The sequence below is a fragment of the Novosphingobium soli genome (genome assembly GCF_042432915.1).
GTDB classification, from domain to species: domain Bacteria; phylum Pseudomonadota; class Alphaproteobacteria; order Sphingomonadales; family Sphingomonadaceae; genus Novosphingobium; species Novosphingobium soli.
On sequence record NZ_JBHLWK010000010.1, the window covers coordinates 528,060 to 544,527 of the forward strand.

Annotated in this window: 13 protein-coding genes; 5 read left to right on the plus strand and 8 right to left on the minus strand. The window is 71.1% G+C overall.

Annotation, left to right across the window (positions count from 1 at the left end):
* Positions 1-13: 13 nt before the first annotated feature.
* From cobA to ACFFJC_RS09085, 8 genes are all read right to left on the minus strand, one after another.
* Positions 14-820, minus strand: a complete 807-nt coding sequence (cobA, locus tag ACFFJC_RS09050) for a uroporphyrinogen-III C-methyltransferase (protein WP_379487164.1) — start codon at positions 818-820, stop codon at positions 14-16.
* The gene (locus ACFFJC_RS09055; RefSeq protein ID WP_379487165.1) at positions 807-3,473 is read right to left on the minus strand and encodes a molybdopterin-dependent oxidoreductase; all 2,667 of its coding nucleotides are present in this window, start codon (positions 3,471-3,473) and stop codon (positions 807-809) included. Before ACFFJC_RS09055 ends, cobA begins: the two co-directional genes overlap by 14 nt.
* 49 nt (positions 3,474-3,522) lie before the next feature.
* Positions 3,523-3,858: a nitrite reductase small subunit NirD gene (gene nirD, locus ACFFJC_RS09060; protein ID WP_379487166.1), complete on the minus strand. Its 336-nt coding sequence runs from the start codon at positions 3,856-3,858 to the stop codon at positions 3,523-3,525.
* Positions 3,859-3,863: 5 nt separating this feature from the next.
* Positions 3,864-6,389, minus strand: coding sequence for a nitrite reductase large subunit NirB (nirB, locus tag ACFFJC_RS09065; protein WP_379487167.1), 2,526 nt, complete (start codon positions 6,387-6,389; stop codon positions 3,864-3,866).
* A gap of 213 nt (positions 6,390-6,602) precedes the next feature.
* Complete coding sequence (locus tag ACFFJC_RS09070) at positions 6,603-7,826, minus strand: hypothetical protein (protein WP_379487217.1); 1,224 nt, start codon at positions 7,824-7,826, stop codon at positions 6,603-6,605.
* A gap of 70 nt (positions 7,827-7,896) precedes the next feature.
* Positions 7,897-9,165: a nitrate/nitrite transporter gene (locus ACFFJC_RS09075; protein WP_379487168.1), complete on the minus strand. Its 1,269-nt coding sequence runs from the start codon at positions 9,163-9,165 to the stop codon at positions 7,897-7,899.
* 216 nt (positions 9,166-9,381) lie between these two features.
* Positions 9,382-10,596: a CmpA/NrtA family ABC transporter substrate-binding protein gene (locus ACFFJC_RS09080; RefSeq protein ID WP_379487169.1), complete on the minus strand. Its 1,215-nt coding sequence runs from the start codon at positions 10,594-10,596 to the stop codon at positions 9,382-9,384.
* Complete coding sequence (locus ACFFJC_RS09085) at positions 10,596-11,174, minus strand: ANTAR domain-containing response regulator (RefSeq protein ID WP_379487170.1); 579 nt, start codon at positions 11,172-11,174, stop codon at positions 10,596-10,598. The genes ACFFJC_RS09080 and ACFFJC_RS09085 overlap by 1 nt, the downstream gene beginning before the upstream one ends.
* A gap of 227 nt (positions 11,175-11,401) precedes the next feature.
* Between ACFFJC_RS09085 and nhaA the strand changes: the two genes are divergently transcribed.
* The 5 genes from nhaA (at position 11,402) to ACFFJC_RS09110 (ending at position 16,453) form a co-directional block, all read left to right on the plus strand.
* A complete protein-coding gene (gene nhaA, locus ACFFJC_RS09090; RefSeq protein ID WP_379487171.1) occupies positions 11,402-12,586 on the plus strand; it encodes a Na+/H+ antiporter NhaA in 1,185 nt (394 codons plus the stop codon).
* Between the two features lie 139 nt (positions 12,587-12,725).
* Positions 12,726-13,214, plus strand: coding sequence for a MarR family winged helix-turn-helix transcriptional regulator (locus ACFFJC_RS09095; protein ID WP_379487172.1), 489 nt, complete (start codon positions 12,726-12,728; stop codon positions 13,212-13,214).
* A 1-nt stretch (position 13,215) separates the two neighbouring features.
* Entirely contained in the window at positions 13,216-14,286 is a 1,071-nt protein-coding gene (locus ACFFJC_RS09100) for a phosphotransferase family protein (RefSeq protein WP_379487173.1), read from the plus strand.
* Between the two features lie 73 nt (positions 14,287-14,359).
* Positions 14,360-15,697, plus strand: coding sequence for an acyl-CoA dehydrogenase family protein (locus ACFFJC_RS09105; protein ID WP_379487174.1), 1,338 nt, complete (start codon positions 14,360-14,362; stop codon positions 15,695-15,697).
* Complete coding sequence (locus tag ACFFJC_RS09110; RefSeq protein WP_379487175.1) at positions 15,698-16,453, plus strand: SDR family NAD(P)-dependent oxidoreductase; 756 nt, start codon at positions 15,698-15,700, stop codon at positions 16,451-16,453.
* The last annotated feature ends 15 nt before the right edge of the window (positions 16,454-16,468 follow it).

Below are 16,468 nucleotides of genomic sequence, written 5' to 3' on the forward strand. Positions count from 1 at the left end.
GGTTAGCGCGCGGTTAGCGTGCGGTCAGCGTGCGCTCAGGCGCGCGCAGGGTTTCTGCCGCCGCGCCGCCGCCGATCGCCTCGCGCCCGGCCACAGCCTCGCCGATCAGCAGCAGCGTGGGATCGTCGTCGCTGATCGCGGCGACCAGGAAGGAGAGGGCCGAAAGCCTGCCTCGGATGAGGCGTTCGCCGGGAAGGGAGACGTTTACGGCCACCATCACGGGGGTGTCGGGATCGCGCCCGGCACCGATCAGGCCCCGCGCGATCTCGCCCGCCGCGGCCCGGCCCATGTAGACGCCGAGCGTCCCGCCCGCGCGGGCGAGTGCCTCCCAGTCGAGGTCGAGCGGTTCGCCGGCGCGGAAGTGCGCGGTCACCAGCGTAATCGCCCGCGTCACCCCGCGCAGCGTCAGCGAAGCCCGGGCACCGGCCGCCGCCGCGCTGGCGGTGGTCACGCCGGGGCACACGCGGACCGGGACGCCGGCCGCCAGCAGGTGGTCCATCTCCTCCGCCGAGCGCCCGAACACCGAGGGGTCGCCCCCCTTCAGCCGCACCACGCGCCGACCGGCGAGGGCGGCCGCCAGCAGCAGGTCGTTGATCGAGCCCTGCGCCTTGCTGTGGCGGCCCGAGCGCTTGCCGACGCTGACGATCTCGGTGCCGGCGGGGATCAGGTCGAGCACCCCGGGGCTGACCAGCGCGTCGTGGAACACCACCTCGGCCGCGCGCAGCAGCGCTTCCGCCTTGCGGGTCAGCAGGTCGGGGTCGCCCGGCCCGGCACCGACCAGCCAGACCTCGCCCGAAGCGATCAGCTCATTCTGCGGCATCGAGGACCTCCTCATGGACCTGGGCGAGGATCCTGGCCAGGGCAGGGCGGCACGAGCCGCAGTTGGTGCCGGCGCCGAGCGCCGCGCCGATCGCGGGCACGTCGACGAGGCGTTGGTCGCGGATGGCAGCGACGATCTGGTTGAGCCCGACGTCGAAGCAGACGCAGACGGTGGCGCCCTTGTCGGGCTGGGCGCCGGGCCCGCGCGCCGCCAGCACCGAAGCGCCGACCCCCTCCGCGGCGAGCTGGCCGATCAGCCAGTCGCGCGAGGGGAGCAGGCCGGTGCGGGTGACGAACAGCACGCCAACCAGCCGGCCGGCGACGATCACCGCGACCCGCCGGGTGCCGCGGGCCAGGTCGACCGCCTCCACTCGCTCGCCGGCGGGAAGGCAGCCTTCGATCCGCGCGGCATCGCCGTTCCCGGCGATCTCGTAGAGCGCGCCGCCGGGCACCGTCACCCGCGTCGACCACAGGCAGGGCAGGCGCACGGGCTCCTCGCCGCGCACGATCATGAAGCCCTTCCACTCGGTCTCGACGCGGGCCAGCGCGGCGGGGGTGGACTTGAAACCGGGCTGGCCCGAATGCGGGTCGACCAGCGGGCGCGACAGCAGGCCGGTGCGGCCGCCGGTGGAGACCTGGTCGGTCCAGTGGATCGGGGTGAAGATCTCGCCCGGGCGCTGGCCGTCGCTCAGCATGACGCGGAAGGTGCTCTGGCCCTGGGGCGTGGAGACGCTTGCCAGATCGCCGTCCGCAAGGCCGAGCGCGGCGGCATCGGCAGGGTGGACCTCCACCAGCGGCTCCTCGCGGTGGCGGGCGAGCTTGGGGGCGAGGCCGGTGCGGGTCATCGTGTGCCACTGGTCGCGGTAGCGCCCGGTGTTGAGCGTCAGCGGCCAGTCCGCCAGCGGGGCCTGCAGTTCCATCTGCCCGACCCGGAGCATGCGCGCCCGTCCGCTCGGGGTGGGAAAGCGGCCGTCGGCGAACGGCGCGCCGCCCCAGCGGAACGGCTCCATGGCGTCGTAGGCGGCGTTGCCGATCGCCGCCTTGTCGTGGAGGTCGAGCACGCGCGACCCCTCGTTCTGGTAGGCGGTGAGGCGCGCATGCTCGCGCCAGATCTCGGCCGGATGGTCGTAGGCGAAGGCGCTGCGCCAGCCCATCCGTCGCGCCACTTCCTTGACGATCCACCAGTCCGGCCGGGCTTCGCCGGGCAGCGCCATGAACGGGCGCTGGCGGCTGACGGTCCGCTCGGAGTTGGTGACGGTGCCGTCCTTTTCGCCCCAGGCGGCGGCGGGCAGGCGCACGTCGGCGTGGACGCTGGTGTCGGTGTTCGCGACGACGTCGGAGACGACGACGAACGGGCATTTCTCCAGCGCCGCGCGTACGGTCCCGGCATCGGGGAGTGAGACGGCAGGGTTGGTCGCCATGATCCAGAGCGCCTTGATGCGCCCTTCGCCGATGGCCCGGAACAGGTCGACCGCCTTGAGCCCGGGCTTCGTCGCCATCGCCGGCGCGGCCCAGAAGCGGCCCACCCGCGCGACGTTGTCGGGCGCGAAGTCCATGTGCGCGGCGAGCGTGGAGGCAAGGCCGCCCACCTCGCGCCCGCCCATCGCGTTGGGCTGGCCGGTGATCGAGAAGGGCGCCGCGCCCGGCCGCCCGATGCGCCCGGTCGCGAGGTGGACGTTGATGATCGCGTTGACCTGGTCGGTGCCGCGGATCGACTGGTTCACGCCCTGGCTGAACAGCGTGACCGTGCGCGGATGCGCCGCGAACATCTCGTAGAACCGGCGCAGCAGCGCGGGATCGAGATCGCAGGTCGCGGCCGTCGTCCACAGGTCGTGCCCGGTGGCGAGGTGCTCCCAGAAGCCTTCGGGCACCTCGACGTGGCGGTCCGTGAAGGCGGTGTCGACCAGCCCCTGTTCGGCCAGCCAGGCCAGCAGGCCGTTCATCAGCGCCACGTCGCTGCCGGGGCGCAGCGGCAGGTGCAGGTCCGCGCCCTCGCAGGTCTCGGTCCGGCGCGGGTCGATGACGACCAGCCGGGTGCCCCGCGCGGCGCGCGCGGCCTGGATGCGCTGGTAGACCACCGGGTGGCACCATGCGGTGTTGGAGCCCACCAGCACCACCAGGTCGGCCTCGTCGAGGTCCGCGTAGCTCGCGGGCACGACGTCCTCGCCGAAGGCGCGGTTGTGGCCGGCCACCGCGCTCGACATGCAGAGCCGCGAATTGGTGTCGATGTTGGCCGAGCCGATGAAGCCCTTCATCAGCTTGTTGGCGACGTAGTAGTCCTCGGTCAGCAGCTGGCCCGAGACGTAGAAGGCGACGCTGTCGGGCCCGTGCCGCGCGATGGTGTCCTTGAAGCGCTTGGCGACGAGGTCGAGCGCCTTGTCCCAGCTGGCCCGCCGCTCCCCGATCATCGGGTGCAGGAGCCGGCCGGAGAGGCCCACCGTCTCGCCCAGGTGCGTGCCCTTGGAGCAGAGGCTGCCGCGGTTCGCCGGATGCGCGTCGTCGCCGCGGATGGCGACCTCGCGCGCGCCCGTGGGGGTGGCGGCGATGCCGCAGCCGACGCCGCAATAGGCGCAGGTCGTGCGCACCGTCCGCCCTTCCCCTTCAGGGGAAGCGCGGGACGGGAGAGGAGAGGGGCCCGGCAGGGGATTCGTCATGCGCGGTTCCCCTCTCCCCGGCCCTCTCCCCTGGCGGGGAGAGGGGATTTCACGCGGCGTCCTTCATCGCCACGGGGCGGGCGAGCAGGATGCGCCCGTTCTCCTCGCGCACGGGGATGGTCGGGGTGCAGCCCTTGTCGGCGCCCTGCGCCTCGCCGCTGGCGAGCGCGATGTTCCAGTTGTGCAGCGGGCAGGCGACCGCGTGGCCATGCACGATGCCCTGGCTGAGCGGCCCCTTCTTGTGCGGGCATTCGTTCACCAGCGCGAAGACCTTGTCGTCGCCGGTGCGGAAGACGGCGATCTCCGGCTCCCCGGCGAAGCGCACGGTGCGCGCGCCGCGCTGGGGGATGTCGTTCAGGGTTCCGATGTCGATCCAGTCGGTCATGGCGTTCACTCCGCGGCTTCCAGGGCGTGGGATTCGAGATGCTGGTGCAGGTCGGCGCGGTCGCCGGCGGCGCGCTCCGCCCAGGGATCGTTCTGGCTGAAGCTCTGCGAGTGGTGGAACCGCGCGGCCAGCGCCTTGCGGCCGGCCTCGTCCTCCACCACGCGGCTCTTCACGTAGTCGACGCCGACGCGCTCGATCCAGGGCGCGGTGCGCTCGAGGTAGCGGGCTTCCTCGCGATAGACCTGGATGAAGGCGGCGCAGTACTCGAGCGCCTCCTCCTCGGTGGCGACCTTGCACAGGAAGTCGGTGGCGCGCACCTTGATGCCGCCGTTGCCGCCGACGTGGAGCTCGTAGCCGCTGTCGACGCAGACGATCCCGAAGTCCTTGATCGTCGCCTCGGCGCAGTTGCGCGGGCAGCCGGAGACCGCGATCTTGAACTTGTGCGGCATCCACGAGCCCCAGGTCATCCGCTCGGTCTTGACGCCAAGGCCGGTCGAATCCTGCGTGCCGAAGCGGCACCATTCCGAGCCCACGCAGGTCTTCACCGTGCGCAGCGACTTGCCGTAGGCGTGGCCGGAGACCATGCCCGCGGCATTGAGGTCGGCCCAGACCGCGGGGAGGTCCTCCTTCTTGATGCCGAAGATGTCGAGCCGCTGGCCGCCGGTGACCTTGACCATCGGCGCCTCGTACTTCTCCACCACGTCGGCGATGGCGCGCAGCTCGCGCGGGTTGGTGAGGCCGCCCCACATGCGCGGGACGACGGAGTAGGTGCCGTCCTTCTGGATGTTGGCATGCATGCGCTCGTTGACGAAGCGGCTCTGCTGGTCGTCCTGGTAGATGCCGGGCAGCGCGCAGAGCAGGTAGTAGTTGAGCGCCGGGCGGCACGACGAGCACCCGTCGGGGGTGGACCAGTGCAGCCTTTGCATGACCTCCGGGATGGAGCGCATGTCCTGCGCCACGATCTCGCGGCGCACGTCGTCGTGGGTGAAGCTGGTGCACTTGCACATCGTCTTCGGCCCGGCTTCGACCTCGCCGCCGAGGGTGAGGGCGAGCAGGTTCTCGACCAGCCCGGTGCACGAGCCGCAGCTGGCCGACGCCTTGCAGCCGGCGCGCACGGCGTCCAGGCTGCATGCGCCCGCCTCGATGCAGCCCACCACCTGTCCCTTGGAAACGCCGTTGCAGCCGCAGATCTCGGCATCGTCCGAGAGCGCCGCAACGGCCGCCTTAGGGTCCAGCGCGCCTCCTCCCGAGGCGAAGCCCTGGCCGAAGATGAGCAGGTCGCGGATGGCCGAGACGTCCTCGCCCTTCTTGAGCAGGTCGAAGTACCAGCCGCCGTCGGCGGTGTCGCCGTAGAGCACGGCGCCGACGATGCGGTCGTCCTTCACCACCACGCGCTTGTAGACCCCGCGCGCCGCGTCGCGCAGCACGATGTCCTCGCAGCCCTCGCCGCCGGAGAAGTCCCCGGCGGAGAACACGTCGAGCCCGGCGACCTTGAGCTTGGTGGAGGTGACCGAGCCGCGGTAGCCGCTGTGGCGGTCGGTCAGCCCGTCGGCCAGGCTGCGGCACATGTCCCACAGCGGCGCGACGAGGCCGTAGACGTTGCCGTCGTGCTCGACGCATTCGCCCACCGCCAGGACGGCCGGGTCGCTCGTCACCATGTGGTCGTCCACCTTGATGCCGCGGCCCACCTCGAGCCCCGCCTCGCGGGCGAGCGCCACCGAGGGGCGGATGCCCACGGCCATGACGACGAGGCTGGCGGGAATCTCCCGCCCGTCCTTCAGGCGCACGCCCTCGACCCGGCCCTCGCCGTAGATCTCGGCGGTGTCGGCGCCGGTGAGGATGGTCTGGCCGCGGCTCTCCAGCGCGGACTTGAGCAGCCAGCCGGCCGCCTCGTCGAGCTGGCGCTCCATCAGGGTGGGCATGAGGTGGATGACGGTGACCTTCATCCCGCGCAGGGTGAGGCCGTGCGCCGCCTCCAGCCCCAGGAGGCCGCCGCCGATGACCACCGCGGCGCCGCCGCCCGCCGCCTCGCCGGCCTGCGCCGCCGCCAGCATCGCGTCGACGTCGCTCATGTCGCGAAAGGCGATGACGCCGGGCAGGTCCTTGCCCGGGACGGGGATGATGAACGGGTCGGAGCCGGTGGCGATCAGCAGTCGGTCGTAGCGCACCGTGCGGCCCGAGCGGGCGGTGACGGTCTTCGCCGCGCGGTCGATGGCGACGACGGGATCGGCGGTGACCAGCTCGATGCCGTTGTCGTCATACCAGGCGCGGGGATTGATGACGATCTCGTCGAAGGTCTTCTCGCCCGCCAGCACGGGGGAGAGCATGATCCGGTTGTAGTTCACGTGCGGCTCGGCGCCGAAGATGGTCACCCGGTAGCGCGCGCCGTCGCGGGCCAGCAGCTCCTCCACCGCGCGGCACCCGGCCATGCCGTTGCCGACGACCACGAGATGCTCGCGCCGGTCGGCCCGGGGCGCCTCCAGCACGTCTGCGTAGTCCACCGTGGGTTCGATCCCGTCCTGAAACTCCATTTGCGAGACTCCGGAAAATCAAAGGGAAAAAAAAGGCCGCCATCCGGACCCCTGGCTTCGAACCAGAGGTCTGGATGGCGGCCTTGCCATCGTTCGGTGCCTGGGCGCCCCGTCCATGGAGCGCTTCGGCGATGTGAAGGACAACGCTGTCCTTTGCACTGCAACATAGACTCGATCGGGCCGCGGCTCAAGCGATTCCCGCAGGCCCCGCGTTCAGATCACCCAATCGAGCTGGAGCCAGACCTTGTCGGTGTCGGTGGCGAGCGCCCGTGCCTCGTAATGCGCGTAGCGCAGCGCCACCGTGGTGGCGTGCAGCCTGGCGGAGGCGAGCAGGTCCACCTCGCTGCCGTAGCGCTGGTCCAGCCGGTCGCTGTCGAAGCGGTGCCACATCGCCTGCAGCGTGACCGCTGTCAGGCCTCCGAGCCGCTGCGCGCCGTAGCCGCCGCCGAGGTAGAGGTCGCGTACCCCGTTCGGCGGGGTGGTCAGGAACTTGTCGGCCCAGCCCTGGAACTTGAAATTGGTGGCGAGCGGCATCTGGAAGCTGGTGAGGGGCACGCCGCCTGCCGCGCCCTTGCCCGCGCCCAGCACCTCGTAGCCGGCGTTGAGCTTCCACCCCTTCACGTCCAGCGTGGCGTCGGCGAGCCAGTAGTCGGCGCGGTGATCGTTGGGATTGCGGTGCCAGTCCGACTGGCGCGCGTAGCTCGCCTGGTACGACAGCTTCGCGGCGGGCCCCAGCGCGCGGGTGCCGGCGAGCCGCAGCCCGTAGGTCTGGCTGGAGAGGCGGAAGCCCTGCACCGCGGCCTCGTCCTGGTCCACCAGGTAGCCGAAGCCGGTGAGCTTGCCGAGCGGGGTGTCCCACGAGAGGTTGGCGAGCACCGTATCGCCGCCGACCGCCTGCTGGCGCCCGCCGGTCCCGTCGATGCCCCAGATCGTGCGCACGCTCCAGGTATAGGCGAGGTCGAGCTTGACGCCGCGGAGCGGCGCGATCTCGGCGCGCACCGCGTCGAAGGTCTGCGCATTGTCGCGAAAGGCGATGTTGCCGACGAAGCGCTCGTCGTCGAGCGCGATCTTCTGCCGGCCGGCGGTGAGCGTCACGCCCCGCGCCTGGTACTGGATCTGCGCGAGGTAGAGCGCGACGTTCTGCGGGTCGGCCACCAGCGGCCGTGCGGGGTCGCGGCCGAGGCCGTCGGCATAGTCGCCCAGGACCGCCAGCGTGCCCTGCGCCACGACCGTGGCGCTGAGCGCGCCGCTGCTGGCCTGCGCGCCGCCGCGGACGCGGACGGTCACCGCATCGGCGTCGAGGTCGAGCCCGTCCTGCTCGACGTGCTCGTAGCGGACGCGCGCCTCGGCGACGGGCTTGACTTTCACCTCGCCGGCCTGCGCCTGCAGGGCGCAAGCCGCCGCGCCGACGACCGGGAGGGCCGCCCAGGGTTTCATCGTGTGCATGGAAGAAGCGTCCTTCGGGACGGGGAGGGCGGAGCGGCGCGCGGCCGCTCCGCGCCTCGGGTCAGATGCGTGCGCCGGTGGTCCAGGTTGCCCGCCAGCGGGCCTTGACCAGCGCCACCGAGGCGAGGGCCACCACCGCCAGGCCGGCGAAGATCAGGAAGCCGGGGGCGAAGCTGCCGGTGAACTGCTTGGCGAGGCCGAGCGAGCTGGCGAGGTAGAACCCGCCGATGCCGCCCGCCATGCCGACGAGGCCGGTCATCACCCCGATCTCGGCCTGGAAGCGCTGCGGGACCAGCTGGAACACCGAGCCGTTGCCGGTGCCGAGCGCCAGCATGGCGACCACGAACAGCGCCAGCGCGGCGGCCAGGCTGGGCGCCTGCGACACGCCGACGAGCGCCACCGCGGCGACCGCATAGACCATCATCAGCGCCTTCACGCCGCCGATCCGGTCGGCCAGCGCGCCACCCATGGGGCGGACCAGTGAGCCGGCGAAGACGCAGCCGGCGGTGCAGTATCCCGCGACCACGGTGCTCAGGCCGAACTGGTCGGTGAAGTAGATCGGCAGCGAGGCGGCGAGGCCGACGAAGCCGCCGAAGGTGACGGCGTAGAAGGCCATCAGCCACCAGGCGTCCGCCTGCCGGAGCAGCGCGGCATAGTCCACCAGCTTGCGCGGCGCGGGCGGGTTGGGGGCGTCCTTGGCGAGCGCGCAGTAGACCACCAGCACCACGGCGAGCGGGATGCACGCGAGGCCCAGCACCGCGTTCCAGCCGAACAGCTTGGCCAGCGTCGGCGCGAAGAGCGAGGCGAGCACGGTGCCCGAGTTGCCCATGCCGGCCAGGCCCATGGCCTTGCCCTGGTGCTCGGCCGGGTACCAGCGGCTGGCCAGCGGCAGGGCGATGGCGAAGCTGGCGCCGGCGAAGCCGAGGATGACGCCCAGCGCGAGCGTCCCGCCGAAGCTGCTGACCCCCATCGACCAGGCGAAGAACAGGCCCAGGATGACGACGACCTGGTTGATCGCGCCCGAGCGCTTGGGGCCGATGCGGTCCACCAGCAGGCCGTTGACGACGCGCAGCAGGGCGCCCGCCAGCGTCGGCACGGCCACCATCAGGCCCTTCTGCGCCGGCGTCAGGCCCAGCGTGGCGGCGATCTCCGGCGCCAGCGGGCCGAGCAGGACCCACACCATGAAGGCCAGGTCGAAATAGAGGAAGGCGGCGATCAGCGTCGGCGGATGGCCCGCCTTCCAGAAGCTGACGGTTTGCTCGCCTGAAGCCTCGGCCGGAAGGTCGGCGGAGGCGGGATCTCCATCGGGTCGCCAGTATGCGGTAGCCATTCTACGTCCCCCATATCCATGAAGCGGACACGAAAAAAAGCCGCAGGCCGGACGTCACCCGATGGTGAGTCCGGTCAGCGGCTTTGCTGCGAATTTTCGGTGAGGATGGCGTTCCGCCCTTGGAACAGCCCATCCGGGTAGGCGCGCATCATCGCGCGACGGCCCTATACTCTCGCGAATCGCCCCGCGAGGCAACCCGGAAAATATCGTGCCGGATCAGCGGGGACGGGCGAATCCCGCGAGGTACTCGTCGATCCGCTCCGGGTCGAACACGCATCCGTCGAAGAAGCGGTCGGGTCCGAGCGTCAGGTCTCCATCGCGCGAGCCGACGGCGAGGGGGGCCTCGACCGCGCCTTCGAGCTTCATGCTGGCGCCCGGCATCGGCAGCCCGCTGCCCGCCAGCGCGCGGCGGAACACGTCGGGGCGGAACACCGCCGCGGCGCGCGCGGCATGCTCGGGAGAGGCTTCGACCATGTTCCAGCGTACGAACTGCGAATAGATCCACAAGGCCTGGCTGCGCCACGGGAACGGCGTCGCCTCGCGCGAGAAGAGCACGAAGTCGGGGCAGGCGACGGCCGCGTCGCCGGCACGCGGGACGATCGATCCGCTCAGGGCGCGCAGGATCAGGTCCGCCGGCTGGCCGACGTAGCGGGGATCGGCCAGCAGGTCGGCCAGCGCCTCCCGGTTCTCCGGGGCGTCGCACCAGATGGCGGCGCGCGCCAGCGCCCGCAGCAGCCGGTCCACGACCTCGGGATTCTCCTCAAGCCAGCCTTCCCGGAAGGCGAGCACCTTCTCCACCCCGCGGCGCCAGATGCGCTCGCCGATCGCCACCGCCTCGGCCCGGCCGGAATCGATGGCGGCGCTGCCCCAGGGCTCGCCGGCGATGAACCCGTCGATCTCGCCGGCATGGATCGCCTCGAACGTCAGCGAGGGCGGCAGCACGCGCAGCACCACGTCGCGGTCGGGATCGACCCCCGCGCTCGCCAGCCAGTAGCGCAGCATCAGCGCGTGGCTGGAGAAGCGGTGGACCACGCCGATCACCGGCTTGCGCCGCCACAGCCCGATGGCGGCGGCGAAGTCGTGCGCCATGCCCAGCGGATCGGCTAGTCGGCTGGCGGGATCGGGGACCAGCGCCGCCGCGAACTCCTTGTCCATGACCAGCATGTTGCCGTTCACGCCCAGCTTGAACGGCGCGGCGAGGGCGGCGGGCTGCTGGCTGAGCCCCAGCGTCACCGCCACCGCCAGCGGCGCCAGCATGTGCGCGGCCTGCACCTGTCCGTAGACCAGCCGGTCGCGCAAGGTGGCCCAGCTCGTCGTGCGGACGAGATCGAGGAAAAGGCCCTCTTCCTCGGCGAAGCCGCGGTCGCGGGCCGCGGCGAGCACGGCGACGTCGTTCAGCGGCAGGAAGGCGATGCGCAGGTTGGTCGTCATTATGCCCCTCCCAGCAGGTCGCTGGCGGTAATCAGCGCCTGCGCCACGTCCACGATCTTCTTGCCCTGGTTCATGGCGCTGGAGCGCAGGAGCGCATAGGCGTCCTGCTCGGACAGGCCGCGCTGGTTCATCAGGATCGACTTCGCGCGGTCGATCAGCTTGCGGTCGGCCAGTGCCGTGCGCGCCTCCTCCAGCTCGGACTGCATGCGCGAGAAGGCGTTGAAGCGCCGCACCGCCAGTTCCAGGACCGGCTTGACCCGTTCCTTGCGCAGCCCGTCCACCACGTAGGCGGAGACGCCGGCGTCGATGGCGGCGCCGATCATCGCCTCGTCGGACTGGTCCACGAACATCGCGATCGGGCGCGCGAGCGCCCGGCTGACGATGAGCATCTCCTCCAGCGTGTCGCGGCTTGGGCTGCCGAGGTCCATCAGCACGACGTCGGGCGCCATGCGTTCCAGGCGGGCCACGAAGGCGCCGCGCGGGGGAACGATGTGGATGTCGTCGTAGCCGGCCTCGCGCAGGCCCTCCTCGAGCACGGTCGCGCGCAGCCCGCTGTCATCGATGATGACGATTCTCAATCCACGCCCCCCGGGACCACGGCCTGCTGATCGTCGAGCGACGGGGCGGTGTCAACGCCCATGATGGCGCGGCCGGGCAGGCTCAAGCGGCATGCCACAAGTCCCCGCAGGGTTGCGAGCGGGCCGGAGCGATGCCATGGACCCTACCGGGTGTTCGCCGCGCGGCGGGCAGGTTTCGTGGCGTTGGTCGGGCCGCCAGCGCATGCATGATCTTGCCCGGAGTTCGCATGGCCCTCGTCCGCCTCAGGTCCCCCAGTGCCCTTCGCCGTTTCCTCAACAGCCAGTCCTCGGCCGGGCTGGTGCTCATGGGGACGGCAGCGCTGGCGCTGGTGGTGGCGAATTCGCCGCTGGCGCACACCTACGAAGCCGTGCTGCACGGTCATCTCGGTCCGCTGTCCGTGGCGCACTGGATCAACGACGCGCTGATGGCGGTGTTCTTCCTGCTGGTGGGGCTCGAGATCAAGCGCGAGATGCGCGACGGGCAGCTCTCCTCGTGGTCGCGGCGCATCCTTCCGGGCATCGCCGCGCTAGGCGGCATGGCGGTGCCGGCGCTGCTGTTCTACGCCGTCAACACCGGCCCGACCGCAAGGGGCTGGGCGATCCCGGCCGCGACCGACATCGCCTTCGCGCTCGGCGTGATCTCTCTCCTCGGCCGCCGCGTCCCGGCGTCGCTGCGCATCTTCCTGGCGGCCCTGGCGATCATCGACGACCTCGGCGCGGTCATCATCATCGCGCTATTCTACACGACGCAGATCTCGCTACCGGATCTCGTCGGCGCCGCCGTCGTGGTGGCGGCGCTCATGGCGATGAACCGCCTCCAGGTGCGGCGGCTGTCGCCGTACCTGCTGCTGGGCCTGGTGCTGTGGGTCCTGGTCTTCCGTTCGGGCATCCACGCGACGCTTGCGGGGGTGGTGCTGGCGCTGACGATCCCGATGGACATGACGCCCAGCCGGTCCGACCGCGACGCCACAAGCCCGCTGCACCGGCTGGAGCATGCGCTGCACGTGCCGGTGGGATTCCTCGTCGTCCCGCTCTTCGCCTTCGCCAATGCCGGCGTGCCGGTGCTGCAGCTGCCGGCCTCGGCGCTGGCGGCGCCCGTCACGCTCGGGGTCGCGCTCGGCCTTCTCCTCGGCAAGCCGGTGGGCGTCTTCGGCTTCTCGGTCCTCGCGGTCCGTCTGGGTCTGGCCGACGCCCCCGCGCATGCCAGCCGGATGCAGATGCTGGGGGTGGCGCTGCTGTGCGGCATCGGCTTCACCATGAGCCTGTTCATCGCCCTGCTGGCGTTTCCCGGCGATGCCATGCTGCAGTCCGAGGCGAAGATCGGCATCCTGGCCGGCTCGCTTGCCGCCGGGCTGCTCGGCTACGGCGTGCTGCGGGTCGCGCATCGTGAGGTACAGCCGCCGCGCGCCTAACCGGTGGACCCGCCCGTCCCGATCCGGATGTTCCCCGCCAAGTTCTGACCGCGGTGCCCGCCGCAGCGCGGGGGCGATGGCAGCGCGCGTTCGCCGTGCGAAAATTGACACGATCATGTCAAAATGACACCGACGCTGCATGAACGAAGCTGCGGCACCCCGCCATGCCCTGGTCAGCCTCTCGGACGAGGTCATCCGTCTGAACGGCCGGCTCAGGAGCCTTTTCGCCGATGCGCGGCGGCCGGATGGCCTCGGCGATTCCGAGGTGACCGTGCTCAACGCGGTGGTCGAGGCCGAACGCGCGCCCACCGTGCCCCAGATCGGTCGCTCGCTCGGCCAGCCCCGCCAGATCGTCCAGCGTGCGGCCAACTCGCTGGTCGAGGCGGGGCTGATCGAGACGCGGCCCAATCCCGACCACAAGCGTGCCGTCCTGCTGCGCGCCACCGCGGAAGGCATCGCGCGCAAGCGCGCCCTGGACGCGCGCGCCGACGCGCTGGCCGAAGCGGTGGCCGGGCCGATGGACGACGCGCAGGTGCGGCAGGCGGCCGCGGCGCTGCGCCTGATCCGGAAGGACCTCGAAGCGCGGCTGCGGCAATACGAGCGCGCCCGCGAGACCGAAGGAGCCTGACATGGACGCCGACCTCGACCGCCTTGCGCCTGCCGGCCCGCTGACCGACTGGCTCGACGCGCACGTGCCCGAACTGGGTCGCGGTCCTCTGCGGACAGCGCTGCTGTCCGGGGGCACCTCCAATGTCGTGCTGACGCTCGATCGCGGGGAGAAGCCGATGGTCATGCGCCGCCCCCCGGCGGTGCCGCCGCCCGGGGCCGAGCGGGGCGTGCTGCGCGAGGCGCGCATCCTCACCGCGCTCAACGCCACGGACGTGCCGCACCCGGTCTGCTACGGCTCCTGCGCGGACGAGGGCGTGGTCGGCGCGCCGTTCTACGTGATGGAGAAGGTGGACGGCTGGGCGCCCAACCTGCGCGACGAGAAGATCCACAACGAGCCGCCCTTCGACACGATGCCCTACGAGTACGGCATCCCCTTCGCCATCGTCGACGGGCTGGTGAAGCTCGCCAACGTCGATCACGAGGCGATCGGCCTGGGCGACTACGGCAAGCCGGGGCGGTTCCTGGAACGGCAGGTCGATCGCTGGGCCGGCCAGCTCGCCTCCTACCCGGAGACGTACAAGGGCTACGAACCGCGCGCGCTGCCCGGCTATGCGGAGACGGAGGAGTGGCTGCGCGGCTCGACGCTGCCCCGCGAAGTGCGCGGCATCATCCACGGAGACGTGGGCACGCCCAACATGATGTTCCAGTGGGGCCCGCCAGCCAGGCTCGCGGCGATGATCGACTGGGAGCTCTCCACCATCGGCGACCCGATGATCGACATGGGCTGGTTCACCGGCGGCATGCGCGACGAGGACGACCCGGGACGGGAATTCCCCACCGCGCTGAACAACCCCGCGCATTTCCCCACCCGACAGGAGCTGGGGCGCTACTACTGCGCCGGCACCGGCCGCGACATCCGCGACTTCGACTGGTTCAGCGTCCTGTCCAAGTTCAAGTCGGGCTGCCTGCTGGAATACAAGGTGGCCCAGGCCGAGGCGGGGATCCTGTCGAAGGAGACCGGCCGGTTCTTCTCGCGCATCGTCCTTAACTGCTTCGAGGACACCGCCCGGATGGTGCGCAGGCTGAAATGACGTCTCCCGGGGCAGGGAGGTGGACCGGGCGCCGTGCCGCGCGGCGCCGTGGAAGGATCCGAGGAGAGGCAAGATGATCGACTTTTCCGTTGAGCCCGAATTCCAGGCCAAGCTCGACTGGATGGACCGCTTCGTGCGCGACGAGTGCGAGACGATGGACCTGCTGTTCCCGGAATCCGGCGTACAGTTCGACGTCTCCAACGCCGCGGCGCGCCGGCACCTCAGGCCGCTGCAGGAGCAGGTGAAGGCGCAGGGGCTCTGGGCATGCCACCTCGGTCCGCATCTGGGCGGCCCCGGCTACGGGCAGATCAAGCTGGCGCTGATGAACGAGATCCTCGGTCGCTCGCACTGGGCCCCCACCGTCTTCGGAACCGCCGCGCCCGACACCGGCAACGCCGAGATCCTGGCGATGTTCGGCACGCCCGAGCAGAAGCAGAAGTACCTCGGCCCGCTGATGGCGGGCGACATCGTCTCCTGCTTCTCGATGACCGAGCCCCAGGGCGGTGCCGATCCCGAGGTGTTCACCTGCACGGCCACCCTCGACGGCGACGAGTGGGTGATCGAGGGCGAGAAGTGGTTCTCCTCCAACGCCCGCTTCGCCGCATTCCTGCTGGTCATCGCCGTCACCGACCCCGAGGCGCCGCTGACCGAGCGGATGAGCATGTTTATCGTGCCGGGCGACACCCCGGGCATCGAGATCCTGCGCAACGTCGCCATCGCCGGAGACTTCGATCCCGAGAACGGCCATCACGCGCACGTCCGCTACGACAAGGTGCGGATCCCGCGCGATCACATGCTGGGCGAGCGCGGCGGCGGCTTCAAGGTGGCCCAGGCACGGCTGGGCGGCGGGCGCATCCACCACGCGATGCGCACGGTGGGACTGTGCAACCGTGCGCTCGACATGATGCTGGAGCGCGCCGTCTCGCGTCGCACCAAGGGGGCGATGCTGGGCGAGCACCAGATGGTCCAGGCCAAGATCGCCGATTCGGTGATCGAGCTCGAGCAGTTCCGGCTGCTGGTGCTCAAGACCGCCTGGCTGATCGACGAGATCGAGGCAGGCCGGATGAAGCACGGCGCCGCGCGCAAGCACATCGGCATGTGCAAGGTGGCGATGGCCTCGGTCTACGCCAACGTCGTCGGCCGCGCGCTGGAACTGCACGGCTCGCTCGGCATCAGCCTCGATATGCCGCTGGCCAAGTGGTACGGCGGCAACATGGCGCTGGCCTTCGCCGACGGCCCGACCGACGCGCACCGCAGCCAGCTCGCCCGCGCCTACCTGAAGCGCGCCGTCCCCGCGAAAGGCCTGTTTCCCTCCGAGCATATCCCGTCCCGCCTGGCCAGGGCCCTGGAGCGCTATCCCGACGCGCGCGAACCGCGCCCGATCGCGGGCCCGGCGGCGGAGACCGCCTGAGTGGACCCGCTGTTCGACTTCACCGGCAAGGTGGCGCTGGTCACCGGCGGCTCGCGCGGACTCGGCTACCAGATGGTCCGGGCCTTCGCCGAACGCGGGGCCGACGTGATCGTCGCCTCGCGCAAGCTGGAGAACTGCGAGGCGGTCTGCGCCGAGATCCGCGCGCTCGGTCGCCGCGCGCTGGCGGTCTCCGCCCACGCCGGGCGATGGGCCGACTGCGACAGGCTGGTGGAGGAGGCCTATGCCGCCTTCGGGCATGTGGATATCCTTGTGAACAACGCGGGGATGAGCCCGCGCGCGCCCAGCCACGAGGTGACCGAGGCGCTGTTCGACGCCGTGCTGAACCTCAACTTCAAAGGTCCGTTCCGGCTCTCCACCCAGGTCGCCAAGCGCATGTTCGACGCGGCCGAGGCGGGCGGCCCGGCGGGGTGCATCATCAACGTCACGTCCTCGGGCGCGATGATGCCGCTGCCTCAAGTGGTCCCCTATGGCTCCTCGAAGGCCGCGCTCAACGCGATGAGCCGCAGCCTGGCGTGGGAGTACGCGCCCCACGTACGGGTCAACACGCTCTCGCCCGGCGCCTTCCGCACCGACATCGTCGAGGCCTGGCCCGACAAGGGGAGGGGGCCGATCGCGATCCCGCGCGGCCACGCCGCCGAGCCCGAGGACATCGTCACCGCCGCGCTGTTCCTCGCGAGCCCCGCCTCGATCAACGTCACCGGCTCGGTCGTGCGCTGCGACGGCGGCCAGCATTAGGTCCTGGACAGGAGA

Coding starts and splice junctions, on each gene's coding strand:
- ACFFJC_RS09055 (WP_379487165.1), bottom strand. CDS start 3,473: ATGACGAATCCCCTGCCGGGCCCCTCTCCTCTCCCGTCCCGCGCTTCC.
- ACFFJC_RS09070 (WP_379487217.1), bottom strand. CDS start 7,826: ATGAAACCCTGGGCGGCCCTCCCGGTCGTCGGCGCGGCGGCTTGCGCC.
- ACFFJC_RS09105 (WP_379487174.1), top strand. CDS start 14,360: ATGATCGACTTTTCCGTTGAGCCCGAATTCCAGGCCAAGCTCGACTGG.
- ACFFJC_RS09075 (WP_379487168.1), bottom strand. CDS start 9,165: ATGGCTACCGCATACTGGCGACCCGATGGAGATCCCGCCTCCGCCGAC.
- ACFFJC_RS09080 (WP_379487169.1), bottom strand. CDS start 10,596: ATGACGACCAACCTGCGCATCGCCTTCCTGCCGCTGAACGACGTCGCC.
- ACFFJC_RS09095 (WP_379487172.1), top strand. CDS start 12,726: ATGAACGAAGCTGCGGCACCCCGCCATGCCCTGGTCAGCCTCTCGGAC.
- nirD (WP_379487166.1), bottom strand. CDS start 3,858: ATGACCGACTGGATCGACATCGGAACCCTGAACGACATCCCCCAGCGC.
- cobA (WP_379487164.1), bottom strand. CDS start 820: ATGCCGCAGAATGAGCTGATCGCTTCGGGCGAGGTCTGGCTGGTCGGT.
- nirB (WP_379487167.1), bottom strand. CDS start 6,389: ATGGAGTTTCAGGACGGGATCGAACCCACGGTGGACTACGCAGACGTG.
- nhaA (WP_379487171.1), top strand. CDS start 11,402: ATGGCCCTCGTCCGCCTCAGGTCCCCCAGTGCCCTTCGCCGTTTCCTC.
- ACFFJC_RS09100 (WP_379487173.1), top strand. CDS start 13,216: ATGGACGCCGACCTCGACCGCCTTGCGCCTGCCGGCCCGCTGACCGAC.